A 15827-nucleotide genomic window follows, 5' to 3' on the forward strand; every position below is an offset into this window, starting at 1 on the left:
CTGCCCACCGTAGCCGACGGCGTGTCGCGGCCTACCGCCGGGAGGGCCGGGCGCGGACGTGCATGCGCTCGCCCTGGGCGCCGAAGATGCTGAGGAACTCCACCGTCTCGGGACCGGCGCTGCACCAGCTGTGCGGGGTGCGCGTGTCGAACTCGGCGGCCTCGCCGGGGCCCAGGACGAAGTCGTGTTCGCCCAGCCGCATCCGCAGCCGCCCGGACAGGACGTAGAGCCACTCGTACCCCTCGTGGACGCGCTGCTCGGGGGGCGTGTCGCCGTCGCGTCCGGGGAGGATGTGCTTGTAGGCCTGCAGCCCGCCCAGGTGGCGGGTCAGCGGGATGTAGGTCGTCCCGTGCCGGGTGAAGGGCCGCATCCGCACCCGGGGATCGCCGGCCGGAGGCGCCCCCACGAGATCGTCCAGCGGCACGTCGTACGCCCTGGCCAGCGGCAGCAGGAGCTCCAGCGTCGGCTTCCGCCGCCCCGACTCCAGCCGGGACAGGGTGCTCAGCGAGATCCCGGTGGTCTCGCCGAGGCCGGACAGGGTGAGCCCGCGCTGCTTGCGCAGCGCCCGCAACCGGGGCCCGACCCCGTCGAGCACACCGCTCAGATCGTCTTCTTCCATACCTCTATTTGCTGGTATGGCAAGAAATTTTGTCAACCAGCGAGCGGGGCCCGGACGGCCGCCGCGGCCCCTGATCCGCGTTCACGGTGCGGGCAGGGGGGAGCGGGCGATCAGCTCCACGGTGGCGGTGATCGCCAGGGACTGGGACGCCAGCAGGCCCAGGAGGACGACCAGCTGGACCGCCGCGGCCTGCCCGGGGGAGGCGCCGCCCAGCAGCATGCCGATGAAGGCGCCGGGGAGGGTGACCAGGCCGACGGTCCTGGTCTGGTCGAGGGCGGGCAGCAGGGCCTCGGCCGCGCCCGGAAGGCAGATCTCCAGCGCGGCCTGGCGGTCGGTGAAGCCGATGGCCAGCGCCGCCTCCACCTCGCCGCGACGGGTGCGCAGCTCGTCCAGGCAGCGGCGGCCCGAGAGGACCGACGCGCTCATCGTGCCGCCGATGAGGATGCCCGCCACCGGGATCAGCGCGAGCCCCTGGAGGGGCAGCAGCCCGGTGGCCAGCAGCAGGGCCAGCACCGGCAGGGTGCCGGCCAGCAGGGGCACCACCGCCCAGCCCGGCCGGCCCAGCCGGAACTCCGACGTCCAGGACGCGACGGCGTACATGCCGGCGACGAACAGGGCGGCCGCCCACAACCGCTCCATCGCCAGCGAGATGACGAACGAGACGGCGGCGAGCTGGACGGCCGCCCGGACGCCGGCGGTGAGGATCGCCCGGCCGTGCCCCAGCCGCGCCGCCGTCGCGACCCCCGCCGCCATCAGGAGGAGGAGGACCGTGACCGCGATGAGCACGGGGCCGAAGGGGAACAGGTCGCGCACCTTCCGATCTTGACGCAGCCCCCGCCCGTCCGGCCGGGCGGGGCGGGGGAAGGACCGGTCGGCGGCCTCGGATGTCCATATCTCGGGGCATCTGTCGGTGGATAGGCTGCCGGGGACGGAAGGGGACGGGATGAAGCGGGCGGCGACCGGGGCTCTGCTGGGGCTGGCGATCGGGGACGCGATGGGCTTCCCCACCGAGTTCTCCGACCTGGCGGGGATCACCGCCAGGTTCGGTCCCTGGCGGGAGATGCCGCTGCCGCTGGCCTCGGGGCTCGCCTACGTCACCGATGACACGCAGATGACCCTGGCGCTGGGGGAAGGGCTCGCCGAGGCGCTGGAAGCCGGGCCGCTGACGGCGGAGAGCATGGAGCCGCCGGTACGCGAGCAGTTCGTCCGCTGGTGGCGGTCGCCGGAGAACAACCGGGCGCCCGGGATGACGTGCCTGCGGGCCTGCGCGGAGCTGAGCCGCGGCGGCGACTGGCGTGCGGCGAGCCAGGTCGGCTCCAAGGGCTGCGGGGCGAACATGAGGGTCGCGCCGCTGGGACTGATCCCGGACCTGGACCCCGACCGGCGGGCGGGCGCGGCGCAGCTGCAGTCGGCCCTCACCCACGGGCACCCCACCGCGCTGGCCGCCAGCGACCTGACGGCGTACACCGTCCTGCTGCTGGCCCGGGGCACCGGCCTGCCGGAACTGCTCGGGAGCCTCCGCGCGTACGCGCACGAGAACCGCCGGACCTACCGGGAGGACTGGCTCGGCGACCTGGCGGAACGCGCCCACGACCCCGATCGCGCGTCCTTCATCGCCCGCGGCTGGGACGAGTGCCTGGCCGTGCTGGACCGCCTCGAGGCCGCGCTGGCGTCCCCCGACGTCGAGGCGGACCCGTGCCTGGCGACGGGCGAGGGCTGGATCGCCGAGGAGGCCTTCGCCACCGGCCTGTACTGCTTCCTCCTGCTGCCCGACGATCCGCGGGCGGCGGTGCGCCGCGCGGCCTGCTCCTCGGGCGACTCCGATTCCATCGCCGCCCTGGCGGGCGCCTTCGCGGGCGCTCACCACGGCGCGGACGCCTGGCCCCGCGAGTGGACCGGGTCCCTGGAGTACCGCGACCGCCTGCTGGCCCTCGGCGCCGCCTGGGACGGCTGACACCGCGCCGTTCGAAGGCTTGGAATATTTGCCGGAAAGCGCTTCTGGTCCTGAATGTTGGGGTTTCGGTGGCGTAGCATTTCGGGCTGGCGGCTGGGGAGGAGATGCGCGGTGGCAGGTTTGCCTCGGGTGCCGGGCGAGATGTTCCGGTTCACCACGACGGAGAAATCCGAGCTGCACACCGCCGTCTTGTGGGTCTTCGGGGAGACCGGCGAACGGATGCCCGCGGCGCTGACCGTCGAACAGGTGCTGGAGCGGCTGCGGGCGTCGGGATGGTACCTCGCGCTGGAGGCCGGAGAACTGAGCGGCGTGCTCGACGGGCTGGCGCAGTGGGGGCTGCTGGACGTGGTCTTCAACCACTCCGGCCACTTCGCGACGGCGGAAGAATACGAGCGCAAGAACCTCCAGTACTCGCTCACCCGGCGCGGAGAAGCCGCGTTCGCGGGAGTGCAGCACGCGCTGACGGTGCTGAGCTCCTCTGGCGCGTTGCAGACAGCGGTACTGAACGCCATCGCCGACCGGCTCAACGAACTCGGAAGACTGCTGAACGACGCCGACAGAAGCCAGGACCGGCGCATCTTCACGGCGCTGCAGGAACTCGAAGGCCACCTGGACGCGCTGCGCACCAACACCAGAGGCTTCAACGGCGAGCTGCAACGGCTGATGCGCGTCGAAGGAACCGATCTCGCGACCTTCCACGAAGTGAAACGCGCGACCGTCGGCTACCTCCAAGAGTTCGTCACCGATCTGGAATCCCGCGCCGGGGCCATCGCCCAAGCGCTGGAGACCGTGGACGCGCACGGCGTCAACACCCTGCACAAACGCGCCCTCGCGGGAGCCGAGCTCCCTCCCGTGCACGGAACCGACCCGGCCGCGGCCTGGCTCAACGCGCGCGCCGTCCAGTGGAAGCGCCTGCGCGACTGGTTCGCACCCGAAGACGACGGCACCCCGCACGTGATGCAGCTCCACGACGTGGCCAGGCACGCCATCGTTTCGCTGCTCCAGGTCCTGGAGCGCATCACCGACTCGCGGCGGCGCTCTTCGAGCGTGGCGGGCGACTTCCGGACGCTCGCACGCCGCTTCGCCACCGCGCCTTCCGAAGCGGAGGCCCACCGGCTGTGGGCCGTGGCGTTCGGGCTCGGCTCCGCCCAGCACGCCCACCTCGGCCACGAGGACGCCGAGGCCATCCCCGCCGGGATCCCCTGGGGGCAGGCGGCACCCGTCCGGGTGTCGGCCCTGCTGCGCGAAAAAGGCAAGACGGAGCGCATGGGGAGACCCGGGCGCGTCCGCGACGTCAGCGCGATACGCGCCGCGCGAAGGGCGCGCGCCGAACAGGAGCGCGCCGAGCTCGAAGCGGCCTGGGCGACGCTCTCCACCCGGGGGCCCGTGCGCCTGTCGTCCTTCGGCCGCCTCGACCAGGGCACCTTCGGGCGGCTGCTGGAACTCCTGGGACGCGCCCTGGCCGAACGCGCGGACGCCTCGGGAGTGCGCTGCGCCGTCACGTCCGACGGGAGGACCGAGATCATCCTGTACCCGCCCGAGGACGGGGCGACGGCCGTGCTGCACACGGCCGAAGGGCGGCTCCGGGGCCCGGACTACGCCGTCGACATCCGGGTCTCCGGCAGGACGGCGGCGAGCGCATGAGCCGATCGGGCAACCAGCTCGCCCGCCGGGAGCGGGAGGAGATCGCCCGCGCGATCAGGCTCCTGCTGCGCGACCCGCTCATCTCCGTCCACCTCGACCCGGCGGGGTTCGACCTCGTGCGCAAACGCCGCCGCCCGCTCACCGCGTGGTTCGACTACTACTGCGGCTGGCGGCTCGTGGTGGAGCCCCGCCACGGCTACGCGCGCCTGATCAAGGTCCGCGGGGACGCCGGCCCCGCCCGCCCCGCCCGCCGCCGCAGAGGCGGCCGCGCCCCCTTCGACCGCCGCCGCTACACGCTGTTCTGCCTGGCCTGCGCCGAACTGCTCGCCACGCCCGTCACGACCATCGGGATGCTCGCCCGCGGCATCGTGCAGGCGGCCGCCGCCGAACCGGACGTCCCGGAGTTCGACCCGCTCCGCGCCGACGAGCGCTCCGCCTTCGTGGACGCGCTCAAACTGCTGGAGCACTACGGCGTGATCGCCGCGACGGACGGCATGACCGACACCTATCTCAGGGACGCCGAGGCCAAGGTCCTCTACCGGGTGGACACCAGCCGGATCACGCGCCTTCTGGCCACGCCCGTCCCCCCGTCCCGCACCGAGGACGCCGACGACCACTGGCCCGACCCCGCCGAACTGGCGGTGGAGAGCCGCTACGGCGACGCGGCCGAGGAGGAGCGCACCGGCACGCAGCGCGCCCTGTGGACCCGCCACTCCCTCATCCGCAGGCTGCTCGACGACCCCGTCGTCTACCACAAGGAGCTCACCCCCGCCCAGCGGGAGTACCTCTCCTCGCCCACCGGCCGCAGGATCGTCCGGGAGGCCGCCGAACGGGCGGGCTTCGCCCTGGAGGAACGCGCCGAGGGCCTGCTGCTGGTCGACCCCGAAGGACTGTCGACCGGCGAGCGCTTCCCCGACGACGGCACCCCCGCCAAGGTCGCCGCGCTCCTCCTGCTGGACCTCCTGGCCACGCACGGCCCCCTGTCGTCGATCCGCCTCAGGCAGGAGATCGACGGCATCCTCGAGCGCTTCCCCGGCTGGGCCAGGGCCTACCAGTCCTCCGGCGGCCCCGCCCGCCTCCTCGACGACGCCCTCGACGCCCTGGCCCTCTTCGGCCTGGTCCACCGCTCCGAGGGCATGACCCTCCCCCTCCCCGCAGCCGCCCGCTACCGCGTCGCCCTGGAAACCACATGACAGAACCCCGCTGGATACCGTCGCGTGCCGGGATCCTCAACGTCTGGCGCTACTACGACGAGGTCTTCGAGTTCCACAAGGGGCGGCTGCTGCTGCGCGGCCCCAACGGGAGCGGCAAGTCCAAGATGCTGGAGCTGCTGCTGCCCTTCGTGCTGGACGGGAGCCTGAAGGCGAGCCGGCTGTCGACGTTCGGGGGGACCGAACGCACGATGCACTGGAACCTCATGGGGGACGGGGCGACGGGGACGACCCGGGCCGGGTACGTCTGGCTGGAGTTCGGGCACGCGGACGGGCGCTGGTTCACCTGCGGGGTGCGGCTTCAGGCGACCGCGCACACCACCACGGTCGTGCCGACGTACTTCATCACGGGGCTGCGGGTCGGGGAGGGGCTGTCGCTGACCACCGAGACCCAGCAGCCGCTCACCCGCGCGCAGCTGGAGGCCGCGATCGGCGCGCACGGGACCGTCTACAGCTCGGCCGACGAGTACCGGGCCCGGGTGCGGCAGACGCTCTACCAGGAGCTCGGCGCGGCGCGTTACGACTCCCTTCTGGCGGCGCTACGCCAGCTTCGGACGCCGAAACTGTCCGAACGGCTCGACCCGGGACTGCTGTCCGAGCTGCTCTCCAGCGCGCTGCCGCCGCTCGGGGAGAGCGAGATCCACGAGATAGCCGAGGGCTTCGAGCGGCTCGACCGGCAGCGGACCGAGCTGCGTGACCTGGACGAGCACGTGGATGAGGCCGCGCGGCTCGCGGCCAGGCAGAAGACGTACGCGCAGCGGGTCCTGCGCGCCGCCTCGCAGACCGTGCTCGCCGCTGTCACGTCCACGAAGGCCGTCGAGAACGAGCTGAAGGCCGGACGGAAGGCGCTGCAGGCGACGGAGGAGGAACTGGAGGAGGTCGCCGCCGCGCACGTGGAGACCGACAACCTGGTCAAACGGCTCGACGCCAAAGTCGAAGGGCTCAAGGAGAGCGAGGCCTATCGGGCGGGCCATGACCTGTCGCGGCTGCGTGCCGAGGCGGTGGAGGTGGCGCAGCTGGCGGACGAGCAGCGCGGGAGGGCCGAGGAGGCGGACCGCGAGGCGGAGGAGAGGGAAGAGGCCGCCGAGCTGGCCCGCCAGGAGCTGTCCGAGGCCGAGGGCATGCTCGCGCAGGCCGAGGACGACGCGGTGCACATAGCGCAGCATTCCGGGCTGGAGACCGTCTACGAGGAGCTTCGCAAGACGCCCGGCGTCACGCAGGCGCGGACCCTCCTGCGCGCGGCGATCAGCACCCGCGCCGCCCAGATCCGCGAGGCGGGAGCCCAGGTGCGGGCGCACGCGCACACCGTCCGGCTGCGCACCGAGGCCGAGCACGACCGCGACGAGGCGCTGGAACGCCTGGCCGCCGCCAAGGAGGCCGCCGCCCTGTCCCGGACGGTGCGCGACGAACTGGGCGGCGATCTGGCCGCCGCCTACGCCGTCTGGGCGGAGAAATGCGGCCTGCTGGTGCTCGACGGGCCCGCGCTCACCGCCGCGGCCGAGGATTCCGCCGCCGTGGAGGCGCTCGTCGGCGCCGCCCGCGACAGCGCGCTCGACCGCCTGGCGGCCGAGCGGATCGGCGCGCTCCTCACCGCGCCGCGGACGCAGCCCGTCACCTTCTCCCTGGTCCAGGAGCGCAAGGCCTGCGATGCCGAACTGGCCGCCCGGCCCGACCGGGGGCCGTTCGAGGCGGCGGTACGGGCGCTCGACCGGGCCGAACACACCCTGGCCGACCGCGAGGACGCCGCCAGCATCCGGCAGGAGCACGTCAAGACCCGCGAGAAGGAGGTCGCGGCGGCCTTCCGCAAGCTCGGCTACGTCGGCGCCAAGCTCGGCCTGCCCACCTCGCAGTTCGAACTCGACCTGCTGGACGCGGCCCGCAACAAGGCCGACGAGGCGCTGAACGTCTGGCTCGACGCGCGGGAACGCGCCCGTGCCGCCGCCGTGCACCGGGACACCGCGCAGGAGACCGCCGAGGCCTACCGCGAACTGGCCGAACGGGCCGCGGCCGAAGCCGAGGAGACCGCCGCCAGGGCCGAGGCGCTGGCGGAACGCCACGCCGCCGTCGACACCGCGCTGAGCGCCTCCCACCGGGAGATCCTGCAGAGCATCCAGGAGTCGCTGGAAGAGCGCCGCGCCGGGCGCCGCCGGCTGAAGGAGCTGGCCGAGCGGCGGACCGGCCTCCGGGTCTCCCTCGGCGTCCTCACCAACGAGACCGCCGCGCTGGAGGGACGCCGCGCCGAGACCGCCAGGGCGCGCGACCGGGCCGTGGCGCGCTTCCACCGCCTGACCCGCGGCCACCTGCTCACCGACGCGCGCCTCGACGTGGCGTCGCCCGGCACCGACCCGGTGGCGGTCGCGGCGGCGGCGCGGGACATCGCCGAGCGGCTGGCGGGCACGCCGCACGAGCCCAGGAGCGTGCGCGAGGCGGAGACCGCGCTCCAGGACGCCTACCACCACGCCAGGGACGCCCTGCAGTCCCGCGCCGACCTGGAGCTGACCCCCGACGACGACGTGCGGATCCTCACCGCCGCGGTCGGCGGCATCCGGCTCGGCGTCGCCGCCTTCGAGCAGGCGCTGCGCGCCGAACGCGACGAGCGCAGCGCCGACATCTCCGAGTCCGAGCACGAGCTGTTCGACCGGACCCTGGCCGGCGACGTGCGCAGGCACCTGGCCGACCGGATCCGCCAGGCCGCCGAGCTGGTCGCGGGCATGAACGAGCGGCTGCGCCGGGTGCGCACCGCCTCCCGGGTCGCGGTCGAGCTGGTCTGGCAGGTCGACCCGCGCCGGGCCGCCGGCACCCTGGAGGCGCGCGACCTGCTGCTGCGCGACCCGGCGGAGCTGGACGAGGCCGACCGCGCCGTCCTGCACCGGTTCTTCCGCGGCCTGCTCGACGAGGCGCGTGCCGACGACACCGCGGCGTCCTGGGAGGAGCAGCTCCTGAAGGTGCTGGACTACACCGCCTGGCACCAGTTCGTCGTCCGGCTCGACCGCGGCGACGGCAGGGGCTGGCACGAGCTCACCCGCAAGCTGCACGGCGCGCTGTCGGGCGGGGAGAAGGCCATCGCCCTGCACCTGCCGCTGTTCGCGGCGGTGGCCGCCCACTACCGCAGCGATCCCGGCTGCCCCCGCCTCATCCTGCTCGACGAGGTCTTCGTCGGCGTCGACCGGGCCAACCGCGGCCAGGTGTTCCAGCTGCTGGTGGACCTCGGCCTGGACCTGGTGCTCACCTCCGACCACGAGTGGTGCGAGTACCGCGAGCTCGACGGCATCGCCGTCCACGTCCTGCAGACCGGCGACGGCGACGACGCGGTCACCACCACCCGGTTCGTCTGGGACGGCGAGCGGACCGCCTGACTCAGCGTCCGGAGTAGGGCGGCTCCAGCTGGTCGTCCGCCCAGAACTCCACCAGCTCGGCGGCGCTGAGCTCCCCGACCGGCACGGGGCGCAGGGTGCGCCCCGTGCGGGCGGACCAGGTGGTGACCAGCAGGAGCGCCAGCAGGTCCGCGTCGGTCGGCGGGAAGGCGGGGAGCGGTTCGAGCACCGGCACGGCACCTCGCTTCCGGAAGGTGGAGAACGTGCGTCCACTGTGGCGGAATGATCCTTCCACCAGGAACCCGGTGGAACGAGTTCGGACGCCGCCGGACGATCCCGGAAGCGGTGAACACCGGTTCTGCTCACTCTCCACAACCTGTCGGACACGGTCCGCATGAAGTGAGAACATGTTTCCACCACCACTCCGGGCCGTCCCAGAGAACGGACGTGAACGATGACCGAGCGAGAACGAGAACGCATCCTCAGGGAGTTCCGCGCCGCCCTGAACGCCGCCTGGCTGGCCTCGGGAGTGAGCAGTTACGGCGCGGCGGAGAAGGCGTCGCGGGAGCTGGCGCCGCGGCTGGCCGCCCAGGGCAGGCAGATCCAGCTCCTGCACGACTCGACGATCTGCGACCACCTCAAAGGCCCGCGGCTGCGCCTGCCGCGCTGGCCGTTCGTGTTGTCGCTCATCACGGTCCTGCGCGTGATCGCCGAGCGCAACGGCGTCGACCCCGGCCGCGTGGGCGGCATCGACCACTGGAAGGGCCTGCACGAGGAGGCCGAGCGGGCGCTGGGCGCGGTCCGGCTCGGCTTCGCGGGCGCGGCGCGCGGGCGGGCCGTGCGAGGGGCGGGCGCGGGGGGCACGGCCGTGGCGGTCGCGGAGGCGGCGCCCGCGACGTGGTGGCAGGGGTATGAGGACCTCGTGCCCGCCTGGCTGGAGCGGTACCTGCGGGCGGAGCCCGCGGCCACGCTGATCCGCGTCTACGACACCCGGCTGGTCCCCGACCTGCTGCAGACCCCGGCGTACGCGCGGGCCGCCCTGCGGGACCGCCACGCGCGCCTGCCGGAGGAGGAGCTGCACCGGCACGTGGAGCTGCGGACGAGACGGCAGCGCGTCCTGGCCCGCGTGCGCCCGCCCCGGGTGTGGGCGCTCGTGGCCGAGGAGGCGCTGTGCCGCCCGCCGGGCGGCGGCAGGGTGCTGCACGAGCAGATCGGCCACCTACTCGAATCGGTACGGACCGGGCACGTCACCGTGCAGATCCTGCCGTCCGACGAGACGGGACGCCCGCCGGGCGGAGGCCCGGTGACACTCCTGCGCTTCGCCGACGCCCGGCGCCCGGACCTGGTCTACCTCCCCCAGGCGGATTACGCCCTCTACCCGGACGGCGAGGCGGATGTCTCCTATTTCTCCATGGAATTCAGCAAACTCGCCATCATGGCTCGATCTCCTGCGGAGAGCCGCGAAATCCTCGCACAACTGTACGCCCGCCGCTCCTTCTCCTGATCTCCACGAAGCTGATATATCCGACAATTACCTCGACTCCGGCAAAAGAAAGAACGGCCGGACGGGAGTGGTCCCCCGCCCGGCCGGATCGCCGGTCGGATCATCGGCCGAAACGCCGGCCGGGGCGGTCAACGGGCATTGAGCGCCTTTTCCAGTTCGGACTTGGTCATGTTGGATCGGCCAGGGATGTCCCGGCGCTTGGCCTCCTCGTAGAGCTGGTCCCGGGTGCGGCCGCCCTGGCGGGAGGAGCCGCCGGAGCGGGAGGAGCCGCCCGAGCGCTTGCCGCCGCGCTGCTGGGGCGAGGGGCCGCGGCGGGAGGACCTGCTGGACTCGCGGGCCTCCCCGCTCTGGGCCCGGTTCTTGTTCACGGTGCGCGCCGCGATCTCCTTGGCGCGCTTGTCACCGGTGCCGCGCTCCTCCTGGGACTGCTTGATGTGCTCGTACTGCCGCTCTCGCTTGTCACTCCATGCCTGGGGCATCTCTTCTCCTCTTCTGTGCTGACCTTGTCTTTCGCGGGTGTCGTCCGAGCGGACCCGGTCAGGCGGGTACGCGCTCGGAATCGCGGTCGAAGTGGCGGTGGGCGGCCACCGCCTTGGTGAAGGCGTCGGTGAACCGCGCGTCGGTCGCCTCCCCGGTGACCACGCCTTCGCCGGACGTCGGCACCTCGGCCCGCTCCAGCAGCGACAGGGCGGCCGCGCCGGAGGCCGCGACGGCCTTGCCGTGCTTGTAGGCCTCGGTGATGAAGTGCACGGCGTCGCCATCCTCGGCGAGCGTCGAGATGCTCTCCTCGCCACCGGGCACGTAGACGGCGTCGTAGAGCACCGAGCCGGTGGTCGTGAGCGCCTTGGCGACCTCCACCGGCTCCCCGCCCGAGCCCTGGACCGCGCCGTCGTGGGCGGCGAGCACCTCGCAGAGGGCGCCCTGCCCGCCGAGGGCCTCGGTCACCCGGATCACGTCGGAGGCGTTCACGCCGTCGGCCGCCAGGATCGCGATCTTGCGGGTGGCCACGCTCTGCACGGGATCGGTGGCCTGGCTGAGCGCGGGCGAGCTGTTCTTGTGCGTCTCCTCGGCCTTCTGCGGCGGGGCGACGCCGATGCCCTCCGCGACGGCCACGGCCAGGTGGTGGTCGACGTGCGCGAGGTTGCGGACGACGCCCTCGCGGATGTTCTTGCGGGTGACCTTGCCCAGCTCGAAGCGGAACGCGGCGATGATGTGCTTCTTCTCCCAGACGGACATGCTGTTCCAGAACAGGGTCGCCTGGCTGTAGTGGTCGTTGAAGCTCTCCGCGCGCTTGCGGATCACCTTGCCGTCGACCTGCTGCGGGTAGAAGGAGTACGCCGAGCCGTCGGTGGCCAGGGCGGGGCAGCCGCCGAGCATGGTGTTGGGGTGGTGGGCGGCCTCCCCCTGGTGGATGAACATCTGGTGGTAGCCGTCGCGGTGGTGGTTGGCGATGGGCGCCACCGGCCGGTTCACCGGGATCTGGTGGAAGTTCGGGCCGCCCAGGCGGATGAGCTGGGTGTCCAGGTAGGAGAACAGCCTGGCCTGCAGCAGCGGGTCGTTGGTGACGTCGATGCCGGGCACGACGTTGGCGAGGTGGAACGCCACCTGCTCGGTCTCGGCGAAGAAGTTGTTCGGGTTGCGGTCGAGCACCATCCGGCCGACCGGCTTGAGCGGCACGACCTCCTCCGGGATGATCTTCGTGGAGTCCAGGAGGTCGAAGTCGAACTTGTGCTCGTCCTCCTCGGGCACCAGCTGCACGCCCAGCTCCCACTCGGGGAAGTCGCCGTGCGCGATCGCCTCCCACAGGTCGCGCCGGTTGTAGTCGGGGTCCTGCCCGGCGACCTTCTGCGTCTCGTCCCAGACCAGGGAGTGGATGCCGAGCTTGGGCCTCCAGTGGAACTTCACGAACGTGCTGCGGCCCCCGGCGTCGACGAACCGGAAGGTGTGCACGCCGAATCCCTGCATCATCCGGTAGCTGCGCGGGATGGCCCGGTCGGACATCAGCCACATCATCATGTGCATGGTCTCGGGCTGGAGCTGCACGAAGTCCCAGAGCGAGTCGTGCGCCGACGCGGCCTGGGGGATCTCGTTGTGCGGCTCGGGCTTCACCGCGTGGACGAAGTCGGGGAACTTGATGCCGTCCTGGATGAAGAAGACGGGCATGTTGTTACCGACCAGGTCGAAGTTCCCCTCCTCGGTGTAGAACTTGGTGGCGAAACCCCGCACGTCCCGCACGGTGTCGGCCGAGCCGCGCGAGCCCGCCACCGTGGAGAACCGGACGAACACCGGGGTCCGCAGCCCCGGTGTGGTCAGGAAACGCGCTTTGGTGACCTGCGAGAGCGAGTCGTCGTAGGGCTCGAAGTAGCCGTACGCGCCGGCGCCCCGCGCGTGCACCACCCGTTCGGGAATGCGTTCGTGGTCGAAATGGGTGATCTTCTCGCGGAGATGGAAGTCCTGGAGCAGGCTCGGCCCGCGCTCGCCGACGCGGAGCGAGTTGTCGGTGTCGTCGACACGGATGCCCTGATCTGTGGTGAGTTTTCCTTCATCGGCCTTTACTCGGAAATTGGCAAGCTGTTGATCTTTGGCCGTGCCGTCGTTGGTCATGCCTGTTCCACCTTGTATGTCGCGCAGAGTCCGATGTATCGCGACCTGCCCCGGCAGCACAGGCTGAATCCGACACTTGCGGTTTATTTACCGTGATGATCTGTGGATTATCTCGCGTTATGTTCGAATTTTCGGGGGAACTCGGCGTACGTCAGCCACGGCGCGAGCGGTAGAGCAGGGGACCGAGGAACCACATCCACAACGCCATGCCGGCGAGGGCGATCGCGGTGGCCGTGGCGAGGTCCCACCGGAAGATGTAGTCGACGACCAGCAGGCTCGCGGAGGTGATCGAGACCGCCAGGGCGAGCGTGCCGAGCATGGTGTACCGGTTCGACCGGTGCACCAGCGGCTCCTTCAGGCCCTGGCGGAACAGGATGCGGTGCTGGGCGGCGGGGGCGATGAAGAAGATGGAGGCGACCGCCGCGGACACCAGGGCCACGTAGTACAGGTTGCGCTGGGCGTCGGTCACCTCCTCGAAGCCGGGGGAGAAGGGCACGGTGAGCAGGAAGGCGAAGAGCACCTGCACGCCCGTGACGGCGACCCTCAGCCCCTGCAGCAGCTCCACGAAGTTGCGGTCGGCCCGGGCCGCGGGGGACTCGCCGGGCACCGCGCTGGGGTTTCCGTCCATGCTCCGGGGGTCTTCCATGTTCAAGGTCTGTCTCATCCTTCGACGTTGGTGGTGTGGTGGGGGATACCGACGGGCTTGGACTCGGGGGAGCCCCGCTGCCGGAGGTAGATGGAGAGGACGGCCATGGACGCCACCGCCAGGAACTCCGACTGCCAGTTCTGCAGCGTGCGGTTCCAGAAGTCGGCGGAGGCGAGGTACCCGGTCCACGTCAGGGTGTCCCGGTGGTCGGCGAGCCGTTCGGCGTTGAAGGCGGCGCGTCCGGCGACGGACTGGGCGAACCAGGACAGCAGGAAGATGACGCCCATGGTCAGCCCGAGGGAGCGCCCGTAGAGCCAGAGCGGGAAGCCCTCCTTCTTGGCGGGCCCCGGGGAGTCCTCCCGGGCGTGGATGCCGATCAATTGATCGGCGTCGGACTCGGTGCCCTGCTTGTCCAGGGCCTTGGACTCGGGGGAGCCCCGCTGGACCAGCCAGACGGTGACGATGATGAAGAGGAAGAACTGCAGGTACTCCGACTGCCAGTTCTCCGCCACGTCCACCGCGAACTGCGAGCCCGTCACGTAGCGCCACAGGGTGACGGGGTGGCCGCCCTGGGAGGCCGCCCGGTCGTTGTAGTCCAGCAGCCCGGAGACGGCCTGCCCGGCCAGGGCCAGCAGCATGATCAGCAGGAAGAAGAGGGTGAGCCCGTTGTCCCGCAGGAAGCGCTTCACCGGTGCATCACCCCGATCGCGATGAAGTAGGCGAGGCCGGCGAAGACGAACAGCAGGGTCGCGGTGAACAGGGTGCGCAAGGCTCAGCCCTCCACTTCGCAGTCGTAGGGCTCGCCGACGCGCCGCTCGCACCCGGCGGCGGTGATCCGCCAGGCCGAGGCCCAGCGGGTCAGGAACACCGTGTCCGAGCCCATCCGGACGCGCGCCTGCTCGCCCCAGATCTCCGGACGCCCGGCCTCCCCGCCCTCCAGCCGCAGCTTCGTGATCTCCTCGTCGCAGGAGTCCCCGCCGGTCTCCAGGCTCTCGCGCGCGTCGGAGGACAGCAGCGCGCAGGCCCTCTGCCCGTCCTCGTCCGACACGGCGCCGAAGAAGTCCCGAGCGGTCGTCTCGATGGAGGAGGCGTCCTGCGCCTGGGAGCAGCCGCCCGCCAAGGCGGCCGCGACCGACACCAGCACCAGCCATCTCCTCATGGCCCTCCTTTACCCGTGATCAGGAAAAGAACGCCAGATCACGGGGTGAACCGGGCCTCATACGGCGGGAGCGCGAACGCTCCCGCCGCGCCCGTCCGGCGGGGCCGCCCCCGCTTGTAAAATGTGATCGACCCGCTGGTCACTGCGGTTCTCGGCACCTTCCAGGAAGCGGTCCATGCCCACCCTCTCGATCACCAAGACCCACGGTTCGCGCAACGAGATCTTCGTGATCGACGGCGCGCCCGACGCCCTGCTGGCCGCCGGGGACGTGGCCCGCGCCGTCGAACGGCTCTGCGACCGGGAGCTGGGGCTCGGCGGCGACGGCGCCTACTTCGTCGCCGACCGGGGGGACGGGACGGCCCAGGCCTGGTTCTTCAACCCCGACGGCTCGCCGTCCCTGCTGTGCGGCAACGGGATGCGCGCGGTGGGCCGGCTCCTGCTGGACCGGCACGCCGCCGATGGCGTCCTGGTGCACACCGGGCCCTACTCCTTCGCCGTTCGGCACGTCGAGCCGACCCCGCACGGGGTGCGCCGGGTGGAGGTGGAGCTGCCCGCGGTGGACTTCGCCCCGGCCGAGCCGATCGTGGCCGGCGTCGCGTACCCGTTCGTCGACCAGGCGCTGCCCGCCTACCACCCGTCCCGGACGGTGACGGCCGTCGCGGTCCCCAACTCCCATCTGATCACCGTCGTCGACGCCTACGACGAGGACGAGCTGGTCGCCACCGGCCGGCGCATCGCCGCGGACGCCGCGGCGTTCCCGATCGGGGCGAACGCCAGCTTCGTCCTGCCCATGGGGGAGGACGAGGTCTTCGTGCGCACGTTCGAGCGCGGGGCCGGGCTCACCCCCTCCTGCGGCTCGGGGATCGCCGCCTCCCGCGCCGCGCTCTCCCGGCTGGGCCTGGTCGAGCCGGACCGCCCGGTGCTGGTCCGCAACGCCGGCGGCCCCGCCCGCAGCAGGCTGCAGGAGCGCGACGGCGGCTGGCAGCCCCTGCTGGAGGGCAACGCCACCATCGTCTACCGCACCGAGCTGGAGCCGGCCGAGCTGCTGGGCGAGGGCGCGCTGAAGTGGGAGGAGGAGAGCGACCCCGCGGAGGCGGCGGCGTTCTCGGCCCTGTACGAGGAGAACGCCGAGGCCCTGCGCGCCCGTGGAGTGCGTCCCGCGATGCCGTGAC

14 protein-coding genes are annotated in these 15827 nt (G+C 72.1%); 6 read left to right on the forward strand and 8 right to left on the reverse strand.

The annotated features are described in order from the left end of the window. Positions 1 to 31: 31 nt before the first annotated feature. Entirely contained in the window at positions 32 to 619 is a 588-nt protein-coding gene (locus tag ABD140_RS02880; protein ID WP_344236345.1) for a helix-turn-helix domain-containing protein, read from the reverse strand. Positions 620 to 700: 81 nt separating this feature from the next. Beyond that, positions 701 to 1432, reverse strand: coding sequence for an ABC transporter permease (locus ABD140_RS02885; protein WP_344236347.1), 732 nt, complete (start codon positions 1430 to 1432; stop codon positions 701 to 703). 130 nt (positions 1433 to 1562) lie between these two features. On the opposite strand from ABD140_RS02885, the gene ABD140_RS02890 reads away from it, so the two are divergent. From ABD140_RS02890 to ABD140_RS02905, 4 genes are all read left to right on the forward strand, one after another. Then, positions 1563 to 2573 (forward strand): ADP-ribosylglycohydrolase family protein, encoded by a 1011-nt coding sequence (locus tag ABD140_RS02890; protein WP_344236348.1) that lies wholly within the window; start codon positions 1563 to 1565, stop codon positions 2571 to 2573. Between the two features lie 111 nt (positions 2574 to 2684). Further along, entirely contained in the window at positions 2685 to 4217 is a 1533-nt protein-coding gene (locus ABD140_RS02895) for a TIGR02677 family protein (RefSeq protein ID WP_344236350.1), read from the forward strand. Next, complete coding sequence (locus tag ABD140_RS02900) at positions 4214 to 5410, forward strand: TIGR02678 family protein (protein WP_344236352.1); 1197 nt, start codon at positions 4214 to 4216, stop codon at positions 5408 to 5410. Before ABD140_RS02895 ends, ABD140_RS02900 begins: the two co-directional genes overlap by 4 nt. Then, complete coding sequence (locus tag ABD140_RS02905; RefSeq protein WP_344236354.1) at positions 5407 to 8784, forward strand: SbcC/MukB-like Walker B domain-containing protein; 3378 nt, start codon at positions 5407 to 5409, stop codon at positions 8782 to 8784. Before ABD140_RS02900 ends, ABD140_RS02905 begins: the two co-directional genes overlap by 4 nt. Before the next feature lies 1 nt (position 8785). Here the strand turns inward: ABD140_RS02905 and ABD140_RS02910 are convergent, their stop codons facing one another. Continuing rightward, complete coding sequence (locus ABD140_RS02910; protein WP_344236356.1) at positions 8786 to 8971, reverse strand: hypothetical protein; 186 nt, start codon at positions 8969 to 8971, stop codon at positions 8786 to 8788. 225 nt (positions 8972 to 9196) lie between these two features. Here ABD140_RS02910 and ABD140_RS02915 point away from each other — a divergent pair, with 225 nt between their 5' ends. Further along, the gene (locus ABD140_RS02915) at positions 9197 to 10246 is read left to right on the forward strand and encodes a DUF5753 domain-containing protein (RefSeq protein ID WP_344236358.1); all 1050 of its coding nucleotides are present in this window, start codon (positions 9197 to 9199) and stop codon (positions 10244 to 10246) included. 128 nt (positions 10247 to 10374) lie between these two features. Here the strand turns inward: ABD140_RS02915 and ABD140_RS02920 are convergent, their stop codons facing one another. The 5 genes from ABD140_RS02920 to ABD140_RS02940 all read right to left on the reverse strand — a co-directional run bounded on the left by ABD140_RS02920 (position 10375) and on the right by ABD140_RS02940 (position 14655). Next, positions 10375 to 10725, reverse strand: a complete 351-nt coding sequence (locus ABD140_RS02920) for a plasmid stabilization protein (RefSeq protein ID WP_344236360.1) — start codon at positions 10723 to 10725, stop codon at positions 10375 to 10377. A 58-nt stretch (positions 10726 to 10783) separates the two neighbouring features. Continuing rightward, the gene (locus tag ABD140_RS02925; protein WP_344236362.1) at positions 10784 to 12850 is read right to left on the reverse strand and encodes a catalase; all 2067 of its coding nucleotides are present in this window, start codon (positions 12848 to 12850) and stop codon (positions 10784 to 10786) included. A gap of 151 nt (positions 12851 to 13001) precedes the next feature. Next, the gene (locus ABD140_RS02930) at positions 13002 to 13514 is read right to left on the reverse strand and encodes a DUF6328 family protein (RefSeq protein WP_344236363.1); all 513 of its coding nucleotides are present in this window, start codon (positions 13512 to 13514) and stop codon (positions 13002 to 13004) included. Further along, a complete protein-coding gene (locus ABD140_RS02935) occupies positions 13511 to 14185 on the reverse strand; it encodes a DUF6766 family protein (RefSeq protein WP_344236365.1) in 675 nt (224 codons plus the stop codon). The genes ABD140_RS02930 and ABD140_RS02935 overlap by 4 nt, the downstream gene beginning before the upstream one ends. An 83-nt stretch (positions 14186 to 14268) precedes the next feature. After that, positions 14269 to 14655, reverse strand: coding sequence for a hypothetical protein (locus ABD140_RS02940; RefSeq protein ID WP_344236367.1), 387 nt, complete (start codon positions 14653 to 14655; stop codon positions 14269 to 14271). Between the two features lie 175 nt (positions 14656 to 14830). Here ABD140_RS02940 and dapF point away from each other — a divergent pair, with 175 nt between their 5' ends. Further along, positions 14831 to 15826 carry a diaminopimelate epimerase gene (gene dapF, locus ABD140_RS02945; protein ID WP_344236368.1) on the forward strand — a complete coding sequence of 332 codons (996 nt, stop codon included), beginning with the start codon at positions 14831 to 14833 and terminating at the stop codon, positions 15824 to 15826. The last annotated feature ends 1 nt before the right edge of the window (position 15827 follow it).

Source organism: Actinocorallia libanotica (assembly GCF_039525175.1).
GTDB classification, from domain to species: Bacteria; Actinomycetota; Actinomycetes; order Streptosporangiales; family Streptosporangiaceae; genus Actinocorallia; species Actinocorallia libanotica.